Annotated in this window: 14 protein-coding genes and 3 tRNA genes; 9 read left to right on the top strand and 8 right to left on the bottom strand. The window is 66.7% G+C overall.

All coding sequences use genetic code 11. The features are described from left to right. Window positions 1-79: 79 nt before the first annotated feature. The gene (rpsA, locus tag BN423_RS00380; protein ID WP_019238298.1) at window positions 80-1,246 is read right to left on the bottom strand and encodes a 30S ribosomal protein S1; all 1,167 of its coding nucleotides are present in this window, start codon (window positions 1,244-1,246) and stop codon (window positions 80-82) included. A gap of 294 nt (window positions 1,247-1,540) precedes the next feature. On the opposite strand from rpsA, the gene BN423_RS00375 reads away from it, so the two are divergent. Together BN423_RS00375 and BN423_RS00370 are read left to right on the top strand one after the other, a co-directional pair. Continuing rightward, complete coding sequence (locus tag BN423_RS00375) at window positions 1,541-2,305, top strand: HAD family hydrolase (protein WP_019238297.1); 765 nt, start codon at window positions 1,541-1,543, stop codon at window positions 2,303-2,305. A 68-nt stretch (window positions 2,306-2,373) separates the two neighbouring features. Next, entirely contained in the window at window positions 2,374-3,696 is a 1,323-nt protein-coding gene (locus BN423_RS00370) for an L-cysteine desulfidase family protein (RefSeq protein ID WP_019238296.1), read from the top strand. Window positions 3,697-3,815: 119 nt separating this feature from the next. Here BN423_RS00370 and BN423_RS00365 read toward each other — a convergent pair whose 3' ends face one another. From BN423_RS00365 to BN423_RS00350, 4 genes are all read right to left on the bottom strand, one after another. Further along, window positions 3,816-7,460 (bottom strand): CAP domain-containing protein, encoded by a 3,645-nt coding sequence (locus BN423_RS00365; RefSeq protein WP_019247097.1) that lies wholly within the window; start codon window positions 7,458-7,460, stop codon window positions 3,816-3,818. Between the two features lie 109 nt (window positions 7,461-7,569). Then, window positions 7,570-7,830 (bottom strand): hypothetical protein, encoded by a 261-nt coding sequence (locus BN423_RS00360; protein WP_019238294.1) that lies wholly within the window; start codon window positions 7,828-7,830, stop codon window positions 7,570-7,572. Between the two features lie 174 nt (window positions 7,831-8,004). Beyond that, a tRNA-Cys gene (locus tag BN423_RS00355) sits at window positions 8,005-8,078 on the bottom strand. A gap of 43 nt (window positions 8,079-8,121) precedes the next feature. Beyond that, window positions 8,122-8,197, bottom strand: a tRNA-Gly gene (locus tag BN423_RS00350). 178 nt (window positions 8,198-8,375) lie between these two features. On the opposite strand from BN423_RS00350, the gene BN423_RS00345 reads away from it, so the two are divergent. The 3 genes from BN423_RS00345 to BN423_RS00335 all read left to right on the top strand — a co-directional run bounded on the left by BN423_RS00345 (window position 8,376) and on the right by BN423_RS00335 (window position 10,096). Next, window positions 8,376-9,299 (top strand): putative ABC transporter permease, encoded by a 924-nt coding sequence (locus BN423_RS00345; RefSeq protein ID WP_019238293.1) that lies wholly within the window; start codon window positions 8,376-8,378, stop codon window positions 9,297-9,299. 102 nt (window positions 9,300-9,401) lie between these two features. Then, window positions 9,402-9,887, top strand: coding sequence for an S-ribosylhomocysteine lyase (locus BN423_RS00340; protein WP_019238292.1), 486 nt, complete (start codon window positions 9,402-9,404; stop codon window positions 9,885-9,887). Between the two features lie 134 nt (window positions 9,888-10,021). Next, window positions 10,022-10,096 (top strand) — tRNA-Val (locus tag BN423_RS00335). Between the two features lie 159 nt (window positions 10,097-10,255). On the opposite strand, the gene BN423_RS00330 is transcribed toward BN423_RS00335, so the two are convergent. After that, entirely contained in the window at window positions 10,256-10,486 is a 231-nt protein-coding gene (locus tag BN423_RS00330) for a helix-turn-helix domain-containing protein (RefSeq protein ID WP_019238291.1), read from the bottom strand. A 115-nt stretch (window positions 10,487-10,601) separates the two neighbouring features. On the opposite strand from BN423_RS00330, the gene BN423_RS00325 reads away from it, so the two are divergent. The 4 genes from BN423_RS00325 to BN423_RS00310 all read left to right on the top strand — a co-directional run bounded on the left by BN423_RS00325 (window position 10,602) and on the right by BN423_RS00310 (window position 12,678). Continuing rightward, complete coding sequence (locus BN423_RS00325; protein WP_019238290.1) at window positions 10,602-10,994, top strand: hypothetical protein; 393 nt, start codon at window positions 10,602-10,604, stop codon at window positions 10,992-10,994. Between the two features lie 198 nt (window positions 10,995-11,192). Continuing rightward, window positions 11,193-11,588 (top strand): hypothetical protein, encoded by a 396-nt coding sequence (locus tag BN423_RS00320; RefSeq protein WP_232385447.1) that lies wholly within the window; start codon window positions 11,193-11,195, stop codon window positions 11,586-11,588. A gap of 67 nt (window positions 11,589-11,655) precedes the next feature. Then, window positions 11,656-12,222 (top strand): hypothetical protein, encoded by a 567-nt coding sequence (locus BN423_RS00315; RefSeq protein WP_019238288.1) that lies wholly within the window; start codon window positions 11,656-11,658, stop codon window positions 12,220-12,222. Between the two features lie 177 nt (window positions 12,223-12,399). Beyond that, on the top strand, window positions 12,400-12,678 hold the full coding sequence (locus BN423_RS00310; protein WP_019238287.1) for a hypothetical protein: 279 nt from the start codon (window positions 12,400-12,402) through the stop codon (window positions 12,676-12,678). Between the two features lie 80 nt (window positions 12,679-12,758). Here the strand turns inward: BN423_RS00310 and BN423_RS00305 are convergent, their stop codons facing one another. Together BN423_RS00305 and BN423_RS00300 are read right to left on the bottom strand one after the other, a co-directional pair. Next, entirely contained in the window at window positions 12,759-13,934 is a 1,176-nt protein-coding gene (locus BN423_RS00305; RefSeq protein ID WP_019238286.1) for a helix-turn-helix domain-containing protein, read from the bottom strand. Window positions 13,935-14,125: 191 nt separating this feature from the next. Then, complete coding sequence (locus tag BN423_RS00300; RefSeq protein ID WP_019238285.1) at window positions 14,126-14,854, bottom strand: anti-sigma factor antagonist; 729 nt, start codon at window positions 14,852-14,854, stop codon at window positions 14,126-14,128. Between the last annotated feature and the right edge of the window lie 231 nt (window positions 14,855-15,085).

Genomic DNA, 15,085 nt, shown 5'->3' with positions numbered 1-15,085 from the left:
CGTTCCTGCACAAAAAAGCGCCCTGATGCTCACGGCACCAGGGCGCTCGGCTCTCAATGTACGGGATCAGACCCGGACGCTACTCGGCGTCCTCGGCCTTCTCCTCGGGCTTGTCGAGCGGGGCGACCTCGATCTCCACGCCGAGGGTCTCGGCGGCGGACTTCATCGACAGCGAGATGCGGCGACGATCGAGCTCGATCTCCATGACCTTGACCTGCACCTTGGCGCCCACATGGGTGACCTGGCTGGGCTGGTCGACGTGCTTGTTGGCCATCTCGGAGATGTGCACGAGGCCCTCGATGCCCTCACCGAGGTCGACGAACGCGCCGAACGGCACGAGCTTCGTGACGGTACCCTCGACGATGGCACCCACCGGGTACTTCTTGACGAGCGCGTGCCACGGATCCTCGGTGGTCTGCTTGAGGCCGAGGGAGATGCGCTCGCGGTTGAGGTCGACGTCGAGCACCTCGACCTCGATCTCCTGGCCGACCTTGACGACCTCGGAGGGATGGTTGACGTGGTTCCAGGAGAGCTCGGAGATGTGCACGAGGCCGTCGATGCCGCCGAGGTCGACGAAGGCGCCGAAGTCGACGATCGAGGACACGGTGCCGCGCAGACGCATGCCGGGCTTGAGCTTGGAGAGGATCTCCTGGCGCTCGGCCTTGCGGGACTCCTCGAGCACCACGCGGCGGGAGAGCACGACGTTGTTGCGGTTGCGATCCATCTCGATGACGCGCGCCTCGATGGAGGTGTGCAGGTACTGCGTGAGGTCCTTCACGCGGCGCAGGTCGACGAGGGAGGCGGGCAGGAAGCCGCGCAGGCCGATGTCGAGGATGAGACCGCCCTTGACGACCTCGATGACCTCGCCCTCGACGTTCTCGCCGGAGTGGAACTTCTCCTCGATGCGGTTCCAGGCGCGCTCGTACTCGGCACGCTTCTTGGAGAGCACGAGGCGACCCTCCTTGTCCTCCTTCTGGAGCACGAGAGCTTCGATCGGGTCGCCGATCTCGACGATGCTCGCCGGGTCGGCGTCCTTGCGGATGGACAGCTCACGGACCGGGATGACGCCCTCGGACTTGAATCCGATATCGACGAGGACCTCGTCCTTCCCGATCTTGACCACGGTGCCGTTGACGATGTCGCCCTCGTTGAAGTCGATCACCGAATCGTCATACAGGCTGTTCATCTCCTCCGGGGTGATGTCGTCATCCAGCGAGAAGATGGACGGGTTCTGAATCTCACTCAAAGGTGGACCCCTTTCGAAGTACGGGGCCCCGATTGCTCGAACCGGCTGATGCGCGCATATGCGGAAGATCCGCTCACGCCACCGTTGGTACACTCGGGGGCCGATAGATACGAACGTGAACCGTATCGATTCACGAAGTAATAGGTTACGTTGAAACGCCCGCGTTTTCAAGCATGTCGTGCGATTTTTTCCGTGCGTAACCTGTTTTTTCGCTAGGTTTCACACCGGTTTTTATAGCATTTTGGGTAGAACGAGGTTCACGGCCGGACAGCGCGCACGGAGGAGGAGAGCGACATGCTCAAAGCGGTGGCCTTCGACATGGACGATACGTTGCTCAGCATCAACCTGACCGCCTTCATCGCCGTCTTCGCCCGCGACGAGGCACGGCTGCTCGCCGACATCGGGCGCAAGAGCCCGCTTTCCGCCCTCGCCGGCTTGGGCGGCGTGCTCCACGACCTGAACGCCAACGCCCGCGACGAGGACGACGCGCGCACGAACCGCGCCTACGTCGACGATGAGATCGAGCGCCGCCTGGGCATCCCGCTTGGCGATCCCGTCATCGCCGACGCCTTCGAATACTATGAGCGCGAGGTGCTTCCCCGCAGAAACGACGGGGTCATCGCCGCGCGGCCGCGTCCGGGCGCGCACAAGGCGGTCGAGGAGGTCGTGGGCCGGGGCTTGCGCATCGCGCTCCTCACGAACCCGAGCTTCAGCCGCGCCTGCATCGAGTGCCGCATGGCCTGGGGTGGCATGCTCGATATGCCCTTCGAGCTCGTGACCACCATGGAGAACTCCACGCGCTGCAAGCCGGACGCGCGCTACTACCTCGAATCCCTCGAGGAGCTCGGGCTCGAGCCGCATGAGGTCCTCATGGTGGGCAACGACCCCAAGCGCGACATCCCCTTCCCCGACTGCGGCATCCAGACCGCCTACGTGGGCCGCGGCACGCCGCCGCGCGCCACCTGGTGCGGGTCCATGGAGGATTTCGCCCGGAACTTCGATGAGGTGGAGGAACGGTTCTACGCGCGCGCCGAACGGGAGGCGGGCGGGCCTCGTTGACGGCGTGCGGGCGGGCTGCAATGATGGAGGGGCATTCTGTCCGCCGATCGCATCCCAAGGAGTACACGATGGCCGAACCCCTCTCCCCCGCCGAACGCGACCGCACATTCTGCGACATCCTCAACCGCGAGCTCGTCTGCGCCCTCGGGTGCACGGAGCCCATCGCCGTCGCCTATGCCGCCGCGCTGGCGCGCGAGACCCTCGGCTGCGAGCCCGAGCGCCTCGAGCTCGATTGCTCCGGCAATATCATCAAGAACGTCAAGAGCGTCACCGTGCCCAACTCCGGCGGCCTCGCCGGGCTCGAGGCGGCCGCGACCCTCGGCGCCGTGGGCGGAAACGCCGCGAGCGCGCTCGAGGTGCTCGAGGACGTCGACGATACGGATCGGGCGCGCACCCGCGAGCTGCTCGCGCGCGCGGGCTACGCGGACGTTTCCCTCGCCGTCGACGTGCCGAACCTCTATATCCGCGTGCGCGCCCACGCCTCCGGCCACGTCGCGGACGTCATCATCGCCGAGCACCACACGAACGTCGTCTACCGCGCGCTCGATGGCGTGAAGCTCGACGGCGCCTACGACTCGCCCGAGGCAGTCGCGAGCGACGCCCGGGACGCGCACGACCAGGTGCTCTCCGCCCTCAGCCTCGAGGCCATCATCGAGTTCGCCGAGCACGGGAGCATCGAGGCGGCGCGCGACGCCCTCGAGCGCCAGCTCTCCCTGAACGACGCCATCTCGCGCGAGGGGCTCGAGCACGCCTGGGGCGCCGAGGTGGGCCGCACCCTGCTCGACAGCCGCGAGGCCGACACCCCCTGCCGCGCCCGCGCCCGCGCCGCGGCCGGGTCGGACGCGCGCATGAGCGGCTGCGCGATGCCCGTCGTGATCGTGTGCGGCTCGGGCAACCAGGGCATCACCGCCTGCCTGCCCGTCCTGGAGTACGCCGAGCGCCTCGGGGTGGAGGGCGACCGGCTGCTGCGCGCGCTCGCCCTCTCCGACCTCGTCGCGATCCATGTGAAGAGCTACATCGGCGCGCTCTCGGCGTTCTGCGGCGCGGTGTGCGCGGCCTGCGGCGCGGGCGCGGCCATCACATGGATGAGCGGCGGCACACCCGAGCAGGTGGGCGCCACGATCGTGAACACCCTGGGCAACGTGGGCGGCATCGTGTGCGACGGCGCGAAGTCGAGCTGCGCGGCGAAGATCTCGGCGGCGGTGGACGCGGCCATCCTCGGGCACGACATGGCGATGGCCGGCCGGAGCTTCCGCGCGGGCGAGGGCCTCGTGCAGGAGACCATCGAGGAGACCATCGCGAGCATGGGCTACGTGGGCCGCGTGGGCATGAAGCCCACGGACGTGGAAATCTTGAACATCATGATCGGCAAGACCGAGGTGGGACGCTAGCGCGGGCGTGCCCGGCGGCGGGCGGCTGCGCGCGCAGATATAAGAGACGGGGAACCCCGGTCGCGACGAGGCAGCCGGGGTTCCCGCTTGTTCTAGGGTCATCGCCTGCGCGGCGGCGCTCACGCCTCGCGGCGCTTGCGGGACGCCACGGCACCCGCAGCGAGCACCGCGACGCCCGCGCCCGCGAAGCCGAGCGCGGCGAGCTGCGACGCGTCCCCGGTCTGGGGCATCCCTCCTGCGGGCGCAGCCATCTCCATCGACGCCTGCCGGACGGTGCCGGCACCCGCCTCCGGTGCGCCCCCATCCCCGGGCGCGAACCGCGCGATGAGGCGGTCGTGGGCATCCTGCGCCATCGCGAGGTCGGCGAGCTTCTCCACGAGCTCCCGCTGCGTCGCCGCGTCGTCGGCGACAGCGGCGTCATACGCCCCCCGAGCCGCGTCGAGCGCTGCCTGCGCCCGGGCGATCTCGTCGAGCGTCGCGGCGTGGCGGTCGTGGGCACCGGCCGCCTGCGCGGCGACGGCGGCCTCTGCCCCCGTGTCGCCGAGCACGCCGTCATCGATGCCGTTCAGGACGATGTCCCCGGGCTCCTGCGCCGCGAGCAGCCGCTCCCACGCGGCGGCGCGGGCACCGTTCTCGGCCGCGACATCCGCCAGCGCGGCGATGCGACGCTCGAGGCCGGCCTCGTCCTCGATGAGGGCGTCGAGCCTCCCCTGGGCGGCAGCGAGCTCGCCTTGAGCCGCGGCCGCGCCGTCCCGGGCGGTATCCCGCGCGGCCGTGAGCGCACCGAACTGCTGCTCGGCGGCATCGAGCGCAGCCTTCGTGCGCGCGACGGCTTGCTCTTGCTCGGCGGTCGCGCCGGCGGCGTCGGCGGCACCCTGCTTCGCCTCGTGGTCGGCGGTGGCGTCGGCCACTTCGCCACCGAGCCGCTCGACCTCGGCAGCGAGGGTATCGAGGGCGCCCTGCGCGTCGGCGAGCGACCGCGCCGCCACGTCGCGCCCGTCCAGCGCGGCGTGGTACCCCAAGGCCGCCCCGTTGAGGGAGGCGAGGAGCGCGTTCGCGCCCGTGAGCTCGGCCTGAGCCGTGTCACGGTCGCTGGCGAGGCCGCTCAGCCTCGCCTGCGCGTCGGCGAGGGCCGTGCTGGCCGCATCCTTCTGCGCTCCCAGCTCCTTGAGGGCGGCGTCGACCGAGCCCTTGACGCTCTCATACCGCGCTCCCGCCGTCTGCTGCGCATCCTTCGCCGCGTCGAGCGCCCGCTGCGCCTCGTCGACCGCCTGCTGCAGGCGCTCGGAGGTCGGGCGCTCGTCCATCGCATCGAGCTCCTGCTGTGCGGCGGCCTGCGCTCCCTGTGCCGTGGCGAGCGCGGAGGACGCCTCGGCCTGGGTCGCCCGGGCGTCTCCGAGCTGCGCGTTCAGCTCGGCGAGCTCGGCCTCGAGCGCCGCGATCTGCCCCTTGAGGCCCTCCCCTTCCGGCGTCTCGACCGTGATGCCGTTCTTGACCGCCTCATCGAGCAGCGCTCGGTACTCCTCGACCGTGTAGGATCGGGCGCTGAGGTTGCCGTAGCCGTCGCAGCTCACATACTCCCTCGCCCCGAATTGCTGGACGGCGAATTTGTTTCCGTTGTAGCCGGCGCCCGTAAGCGAGACCCCGCTGTCCAGGATGCCCTCGAAATGCCCCGTCTGGCCGTCCGCGCTGCCGGTGTATGTCACTCCGGTCGGGGTGGTGACGGTCACGGTTCCATCGGCGCCCACGGTGTAGTCGACGCCGTCCTTGAGGCCGTACGCTTGCTCGGTCGCCTCGGCGCCGTGCAGCGCCACGTAGTTCGCGAGCTCCTGGTAATACCATCCGCTGAACGCGCGGTCGGGCGCGTATCCGCGGTTCGCGTTCTCGCTCCCCCTGCCGCCCCAGTACGACGCATAGCCCTCGGTCGATGCGTGCGCGAGGCCGCCACCCCAGTTGGCCGTCCAGTTCGCGTTGAGGATCGAAACCGCCATGGCGAAGTTCGACACCTTGAGCGGCTCGAGACCGCTTCGCGCGCGCAGCTCGTTGCACTGCTCGATGATGTCGAGGGCGTTGTAGACGTTCTCGATGAGGGTCGCGTCGTTCGCCTCGCCCATATGGGTGTAGGACTGCAGCTCGTTCACATCGTGGTTCCGGCGGAAGTCGATTTTGCCGTCGAAGGCGTCCTTCGCCGCCTGTGCGCCCTCATCACCGGGGTTCTGCTGCAGGATGTAGTCGTAGAAATCGTAGATGGTCTCGACCGCGCGCGTCGTCTCCTGGCCGAGCTGCGCCTTGAGGTCGTCGATGCGCTTCTGGACGTCCGCGACCTGCTCGCCCAGCTTGGTGACCTGCGCATCGGCCTCGTCCTTGTCGGCTGTCGCCTTCTCAACGGCCGCGGTCGCCTCGTCGAGCGCGGTCTGCAGCGCATCGTGCCGCTCGTCCCACGCCTTCTGGACGGCGGCAACCTCATCAAGCGCGGCCTGGGCATCCCCGAGCTCCCGTTCGGCCGCGTCCACCACGCCGTCCGCTGCATCCGCGGCGGCCTTCGCCTCGTCGAGGCGCGCGTTCTCCGCGGCCATCTCGGTGTCGAGCTGAGCGATGCGCGCCGAAGCGCCGTCGATGGCCTGCTGGCAGGCGTCGTAGTCAGCCCGCGCGGCATCGTAGGCGCTCTGGGCGGCATCGACCTTGGACTGCGCCTCGTCCCGCGCGATCTTCTCGGCGGACGCGACGGCCTCGTCATAGCTCGCACGTGCCGCATCAAGCTCCTCTTCGGCGTCGGTGAGCGCCGAGCGGTCGACGACCGAGGGGTCGTCCGCGGCGGCGCACGCCTCGTCGTAGGCCGCCTTCGCGGAGTCGTATACGGCCTGGGCGGCATCGAGCCGCTCCCCGGCGTCGCCGAGGATGCCCGCCTTCACCTGCTCGACGGTCGAGGCATACGCGCCCCGCGCGGCGTCGAGCTCCCCTTCGGCCTCGGCCAAGGCCTGCTGCTTTTGCGCAAGCGCGTCCTCGGCGGAGGAACGCTGCCGGCGCGCCTCGTCGAGCTGCGCCTGCAGCCCATCGAGGGTGGCTTTCGCCTCGTCCGCCGCCTGCTGCTTGGCCGCCTTGTCCGCCACGGCATCATCGTAGGCCTGCTTCGCCGCGTCGTAGGCGGCCTGCTCGTCGGCGGTCGGGTTCTCGCCGAGGTCATCGAGCGCCCTCTGCGCCTCGTCGAGCTTCTCCTGCGCGTCGTCGAGCGCCCCCTGCTTGTCCTCGGCATCCTGCTTGGCGGCGTCGAGCTGCCCCGTCAGGTCGTCGAGCTGCCCTTCCGCCTCCTTTTGCTGACGCTGCGCCTCCTGGGCGGCATCGCGCGCCGCGGCGAGCGCGTTGACGAGCGCCTGGGTCTCATCGGCGAGCGACTGGGACGACCGCTGCTGGGCGGTCGAGAGCGCCGAGGACGCGTCGGCCGCAGCCTGCTTGGTCGCGCCCACGTTCGCCCGGGATGCGTCGGCCGCCTGCAGGGCGGCGTCGGCTGCCGCCTGCACCTGCGCGAGAAGGCCTGCCGCCTCCTCGGCGGTCATCGCCGCCTGCCCGCTCGCGGCGGCGATGAGGCGTTGCGTCGCCTCGGAGAACGCCGTCGCCGCCCCGGCGGTGCGGGACGGCTCGCCCTCCCACGTGCCGCCTGCCGCCCCCGTGCAGGCGAACGCGGTCGCCGGCGCCAAGGCGCTCGGTGCCGCCATCCCCGCGATGAGTGCCATCGTTGAAAGCCGTGCCATCGTCTTGTGCATCATGTACCTCCGAAGTCCGTCGTGCGGAGCCCGAGCCCCGCGCTTCTCACCGGGCGCACCCCGGGACGGCGACGCGCATCAAGGCAGGCGCGCCCGCCCCGCGAACGCGCCCCTACAGCCCGCGCGCTATCTCGCGGCCGCGGGCGATGAGCGCACGCGCCTCGTCCTCCGAAATCTCCTCGTAGTCGTCATTGCCGCGGAGGAACACCGAGAAGTACAGGTCCCCGTCGTCGACCCACCCGTCGGAGCGGTAATCGAAGCGGTCGGTGCCGAACATGCTGCCGGGAAAATCCATGCGCATGACGATGGCCTGTTCCTCGTGCTCGAAGCCGTCCAGGATGATGCGGTAGTACCTCGTTGCCCTCTGACCCATTTCGTCTCCTTCCTGCGACACTCGATGTAATCAATGCCTTCAGTTTAGGAAGATTAGAGACGCTAAAACCAGGCTTTGAAAGAGTATTTATTTTTTTAGAGCGGTGATGCCCGCGGGAAACACGCGCAAGCAAAAAGCCGGCAGCGGATCGACCCGCCACCGGCTGCGCTGTTATGGAGGCGACGCCCAGATTCGAACTGGGGGTAAAGGCTTTGCAGGCCTCTGCCTTACCACTTGGCCACGTCGCCGATGAAAAAGGCCGAATGAAAACATCCGGCCCGTCTCATACAATGGAGCGGACAACGGGGCTCGAACCCGCGACCCCAACCTTGGCAAGGTTGTGCTCTACCAACTGAGCCATGTCCGCTTGCGAGAAAGTACTATACGCAAGTTCCCCCCGTCTTGCAAGCATAAATTTCAACTTTTTTTGGATGCGCCCGTTACGAGGGCTTTTCCTGAACATCATCCCGAGCGGGTACAATGGTCGGCAAGCAATTCGTACGAGAACGAACTTCCGTGGCCGCCCACGTCCGTAAGGAGACCGTGTGTTTCGCATCGTCGTGCTCATCGTCGCGCTCTTCCTCATCGTCCGCGGCATCTCCTACCTCGCCCAACGCTATCTCGACGCGCGCGGCGCGGGTAGGACCTTCAAGCGGATGCTGCGGCAAGGCCGCATCGACGCCGGTGTGTACGACGACGCGGTATGGACCGAGAGCTCCGCGTTCGGCCGCACCAAGCTCCGTCCCAAGATCTCGTCCGCGCAGCAGCGCGTCATCCATGAGGCCCGGCGCGCGCTGCGCGAGGACTTCCTGAACGACCACGCCCCGGGGTTCTACCAATACATCATCATCTTCCTCGTCGCCTCGGTGCTCGGGCTCATCCTCGAGACGGTCTACATGTACGCCCTCTACGGCGTCGTGGAGAGCCGTGTGGGCCTCGTGTGGGGGCCGTTCTCGCCGCTCTACGGGTTTGGCGCAGTGCTGCTCACCGCGGTGCTCTGGCCGCTGCGCAACCAGCCCACCTGGATGATCTTCGTCATCTCGGCGGGCATCGGCGGCATCCTCGAGCAGATCGCCGGCTGGGGCATGGAGACGGTCATGCACGCGTGGTCGTGGTCGTACCTGCACTTCCCCGACCACATCACGCAGTGGGTGGCGTGGCGCTTCCTGATCATGTGGGGCGTGCTGGGGCTCGCGTGGTGCAAGCTCATCATGCCGGAGATGCTCTTCCGCATCGGCGAGCCCACGACACGCCGGCAGGCGGTGGTGGCGGGGCTCCTCACGGCCTTCATCGCGCTCGACGTCTGCATCACGGTCATGTGCTTCTACCGCGCGGGCAAGCGCCAGGAGGGCATCCCGCCGCAGAACGTCTTCGAGGAGTACATCGACCGGCACTTCGGCGACGACTTCATCAGCGATACGTTCGAGAACATCAACCTCGACCGCGACAAGCGCCCCCGCACCCAATGAGTCATTTAGGGACGGGTTCAAAACGATACATTTTGCTATGTTTAGGGACAGGCTTTAGACAGGCTTTGCACGAACGCACCTCGTGACCCGAAAGGACGCACCATGGAGAAGATAGCGAGCTTCACCGTCGACCACCTCACGCTCGAGCCGGGCGTCTACGTCTCGCGCGTCGACCGCGACCCCGCCACGGGCGCCGTGGTGACGACGTTCGACCTGCGCCTCACCGCGCCCAACCGCGAGCCCGTGATGAACACCGCCGAGGTGCACACCATCGAGCACCTGGGCGCGACGTTTTTGCGCAACGACCCCGAGTGGGCGAGCCGCGTGGTCTACTTCGGCCCCATGGGCTGCCGCACGGGCTTCTACCTCGTGGTGTTCGGCGAGGTGTCGTCGCGCGAGATCGCGCCGCTCGTGACGCGGCTCTTCGAGTTCGTCTGCGGCTTCGAGGGCGAGATCCCCGGCGCCGCCGCGGCGGAGTGCGGCAACTACCTCGACCAGAACCTCCCCGCGGCGCAATGGTGGGCGCGACGCTACCTGGAGGGGACGCTCCGCGGGATCGACGAGGCGCACCTGGCGTACGGCGCGTAGGCGCTTGGATGGCGTAGCGCGGGTGGCCGGTGCACGCCGCGCGGGAACGCGGATTCAAGTTTTTTCAAACTCCCGCTTTACATGGCGGGCGGGCTTCGGTATATTATCCCTTGCGCTGATGGCGCACCCTGAACGGGCGTTTAGCTCAGGGGGAGAGCGCTTCCCTGACACGGAAGAGGTCACAAGTTCAAATCTTGTAACGCCCACCACAAATGATACAGGTCGGAGGCTACGGTCTCTGGCCTGTTTTGTATGTGCCCCAAAGCTGCCCCGATTCTGCCCCACTATGACAACGACACTTCGCCATGCAGGCGCTTCACGTGTCGTTCACGCACGGATGTTTGCAGGCAAGCGCTGGCCCTTCTGAACTACCCGGAAAACAGCTCGGAATCGAAGAAATCCCGGAGCGAGACACCGAGCCCGCGCGCAATCTTATCGATGTTCTCGATGGAGATGTTTCGCTTGCCAATCTCGACCTCGGCGAAGTAGGTGCGCGACATACCGATGGAGTGCGCAAACGCCTCCTGGCTCATACCGAGCGCCGCGCGCAGCTCCTTGATGCGAAGCCCGATTCTCATCTGGGCGTTGAGCAACGTCATCGGTACCCTCCCCTCCCTGGGTACCATGGTTTTGCTTCACCCTATTTAGGTCACCCCTATATAAGTGACAATTTGAGATAGAATGAATCCGTCGGTCGTTCGGTAAGGAGGAATCATGGGAAACGCAATCAAAAGATTCTTCGGCGGGATCGCAGTGGTTTTCGCAGTGCTTATCACCTTGGGCGGCTGCCAGAGCGGTACGCAAGGACCCGTAGGCATGTGGTACGGGGTTGATGACGGCGGCAACGAGTCAACACTGGAAATCGATGAGGACGGAACATGGCTCTTTAACGGCAAGTATTCCGTTAATGGGGATTGGAGCGAAACCGACAGCGGAACAATCGTCCTTTCTGCAGCTTACACGAGCGTTCCGCTTGAAATGGAGGGCAGCGGGGACACCCGGATGCTTGTCTTTGCGGGAGAGGATCCGCATAGCGGAAATGCCGCCGCCATCAGCAGCTCCACGTTCTACGCGACGGAACAGGCGCGTGACGAGGCGACCGATTAGGCTCTCGCTACCGTCCAGCTGGCTTGTCGTCACGCGCGTGTCCGAATCAGCCGCAGAAAGGAATGTGCGATGGGGGTACCGGTAAACTCCTGGGAGCTTCACCAAGGGCAATACTCTGAGACGGATTATCGCTGCGCGCAGGAGCGCCTCATCGCGCTCCAAAGAACATACGTAAGCGAGAAAAACACGAGGGATACCATGCTCAAGCTTGGAGCCTGGTGCGGCGGGGCAACGGCTGTGCTGTTCGTATACGCAGGGGTGATTCCATCCCTCATCGAATCTCTCTCCAATCAGCTGACCGGAATCGAGCTCAGCATCGGCATCGTTTTCGAATGCGTGCTTTTCGTCGGCTTATGTTTGTTCGCGGCGTGTGCGCCTGCAGGCGTGATGGCCATGGCGCGCGCGATCAAGAACTCACGCTGGTTCATCTGGGGCGGCACGGCCGTCATGGTCACGTTGCTCATCTTAGGCGTCGTCGTCCCTTTTCTCATCGGTCCTTTCTGCCTTGTTCGGCAGATCGGAAAGGTGAAAGGCTTACACGAGAGCATCCAAAAGCTGGAAGCGCTCCTCTCCAATAATGGACTCAACGATTAACGGAAGCGCTGAAAGACGACGCACAGCGATGTCGGCGTTCGATCAATTGAGGGTGTTGAGGTAAGCGATGGCACACCTGAAAAACTTCTTCCCCAACCTCTTCATGAAATCCGTGAGCGTGAGCGCGACGCGGCCTCCTTGGTTCGTCCTGCTACTCGCAGCCATGGCAACGGCGGCGGTATGGGCGGGCGCATGGGTGCTACTGATGCTTCTCTTGCAGCAGGCGACGGAAGCAGACGCTGGCAATGCGCTTCAGCCAGGCATGTTCATCGCCATGTTCTTCTTGTTTTGGGCGCTCGCGGTGCCGTGGTATCACATCATCTATCTTTGGAGCCTTCGAACAACGCACGGGAACGAGACGCCCGATACTACCGAGACGCATTGGGAAGTTTGGGGGAGCCTCCCGTTCATGATAGTTCTCATGCTCATCAAGGTATTCTGGCTCGTTATCAAATACGTCTTTGCGCCGTTTCTCCCGTTGCTCATCGCCGACAGCTTGAGGATGGTGCCAACGTTTGGAAACGCCCTCGCTAACACCGCGATCGTCCTCGTTGCCGCCTACCCCCTCATCGCGCTGGCCGTCTATGCGGTTTGGAAGCATCGAGCTACCAAGGAGGCGTTTCATACACGCTGAGCCCCCAGCGCCGCCCCATTGATGCAGAGTTCGTTCGCATCGAAGCAAAATGAATTACTATACTCCGATGCCCCTTCCCGTGCTGAGATACCGCTACTAGCGACGACTCAACGAAACGCTTCGCATCGCGCTACGCTCTCCCTTGACCCTGGAATCGAGCAAGGCAGGGAGCCGATCATGGTAGTCCTTGACAGAGAAAAGGTCGAGCGCTCGAACTGGCTGGGCTACGCGCGCCCGGCGACCGCTAGGGAGCGCCTCGGCTACTGGTACGACCCGACCGATGAGCGCGCGTTCCACAGCCCCGAGGAAATCGACGACCACGTCAGGTGCCTCCGCAAGGCCAACGACATCGACGTGTTCCGCCGCAACCCGGACATGCTCGCCACCCTCAAGGTGCGCGTCGCCGCGCACCCCGAGGAACGCGCGGGCTGGAAGCACGTCCTCGCCGTGCTGTAACGAGGCTCACCGGGGACATGGCAGAACCTCCCCCATCGGTCCGCCCCTCGATGGCGCACGCTCTCCTGCTGCGCCGCCTCCTACCCCTCATCCCGTAGGCGCTCGGCCGCCCCGGCGATCTCCTGGTAGCGGGCATCGTCTCCGGCAAACGCGCCCCACGCGGGCGCGAGGGTGAGCTCGGCGGCCATGCGGCGCACGCCGCGGCGCAGCTCGTCCGCCTGACGCTCCTTATGCTCCGCCCACGCCGCGCCGGAGCGGGCGGGGTCGAATCGCTCGGCAACGCAATCCCAGAGCGGGGAACCCGACGCATCCGGCCGCGCCGAGACGCTCTCCGCGGCCTCCACGGCATGGGCGAGCGCCGCAAGCGCAGCTTCCTGTTCCCCCGCCCGCCGCAGCGCCTCGGCCACCTCGAAGGCCATCGTCGACACGTACGCCGGGTTCACCATGCCCATGTCGAGCGCCTCGAAGACCGCCTCCGCCGCGCTGCCGGCAGCATGCGCGAACGCCGCGTCGTCCCGCGTCGCGACCTCCTGCGCGAGCGACGAGAGCACGAAGTTCGCCGCGCGCAGCCGCTCCGCCTGCAGCAGCCCGCGCGCCTCGCCCCCACGGCCGAGCTTGCGGTACGCGGAGGCGAGGAGCATCGTCGGGGCGCCCGCGTCCTGCCGGTGCACGAGCGGCTCCAGGAGCGCCGCGGCATCCCCGTAGCGCCCCGCCTGGAAGAGCGTCGCGGCCTTCTGCTGCTGCGCGAGAAAGATCGTCGAGGGATCCGTCGCAACCTCGAGCACCCGGTCGAGCAGCGTCAGGGTCTCGTCGATGAGCGCCATGGGTTCGGCCTCGGCTTCGCCCTCCCCTTGCGCCGGTGTGAACGGCGTCGCCATGCCCGCCGCCCACATCGTGAGGAGCGACGCCAGCATGAGGAGCAGGTTCGCATCCGAATAGTGCTCCGCCGCGAGCGCGCGCAGCCGCTCGTGCGCAGCGCGCAGATCCCGCTCCCCCAGCGCATAGACCTCGACGTAGAGCGCGGCGGATTCCTCCTCCGTGAGCGCGTCCCGCCAGTCGAAGAGCTCGTCCAGCGTGAGTGAGAAATACGCGGCGATGCGGGGCAGCAGGCTCACATCGGGCAGGCTCTGACCGAGCTCCCATTTTGAGACCGCCGCCTTCGAGACGCCCAGATGCGCCGCGAGCGCCTCTTGCGTGACGCCCATGCGCCGCCGCTCGCGCGCGATCGTGCGCCCGATGTTGATCGTTTCGTTCATGATGACCCCTCTGATGCGATGGACGGGAGCCGGCCGGCCATTGCCTTCAGTATGCGGTCAAGCACGAGTGGAAACAAGCGAGCGCTAGTTGACGTTTCACGCCGAAAGTCAACCGGTGTGCGCGGCAGCGCGATGCCAGGGCGCGCATCCCCGCCAAACCTCTATACACAGCAGAATGAGCGTCGCCGCCCTCACGCGTCGAGGAGCTTCACGAGACGCGTCATGGTGCCGCGGGCGTCGGTGCGACGGCGCACCTCGACGCTGTCGACGAGCAGGCGCATGAGGCGGATGCCTCGGCCGCGTTCCTCGGACTCGGCAGGCACCTCGTCGTCCGGGAGCTCGAAACCGCACCCGCAGTCGAGCACCTCGATCACCACGCGGTCGCGGTAGGCGCGCATGTTGAGCACGCAGCCGGCGGCGCACGCGTGGTCGTACGCGTTGCCGAGCGCCTCGCTTGCCGCGAGCGCGGTGTCGTAGCGGTCCTCGTTCGTCATGGGAAGCCCCTCGAGCAGCTCCACCACGCGGTGGCGGTACGCGCCCAGGTGCTCGACGCCCTCCTGCACCTGCATGCTCTTCGACCACTGCGGAAGCTCGCCCGGCGACAGCGCCGGGACGGGCGGGCGCTTTGCCCCGCTCACATGGAGGATGTCGATGAGCCGCGCGATCTGCAGGAAGCGCGCCACAGCGGGCGAGGCGTTCACGAGGGAGAGCAGGCCGTCGGCCGCCATGAGGCGGCGGGCGCACGTGAGCAGCAGCGCGAGTCCCGTGGAATCTATGAACGTCACGTGCTCGCAGTTGACGATGATGCGGCGCGCGCCGGACGAGATATAGGTGTCCATCTCGTCGCGCAGCGCCGGCACCGACGCGATATCGATATCGCGCGGCGGGGCGATGACCGCTATGTCGTTCCATTCACGCATACGGCCATGATTCCCCGGCGCATGCGCTTCTAATCAACGCGGACGGCGGACGCGCCATGCGAGGGGGCGTACGGAAATCGCCCGGCCGAGCCGTGCGTCGACCTTGAGCCGGACGCGGGATGGCGCGAGGCCGATCTCGGATCGGACGGATGGCCATTATTTCCAGTTTTGTGACGCACTTCCTGCGAAAACACGGGTGACCTATCGCCACAACAGGCATAAGCGACCCCG

This window comes from Enorma timonensis (genome assembly GCF_000321165.1).
Lineage (GTDB): Bacteria > Actinomycetota > Coriobacteriia > Coriobacteriales > Coriobacteriaceae > Enorma.
Note: the sequence above shows the minus strand (reverse complement) of the source record. Positions and strands in the feature narration are given on the sequence as shown.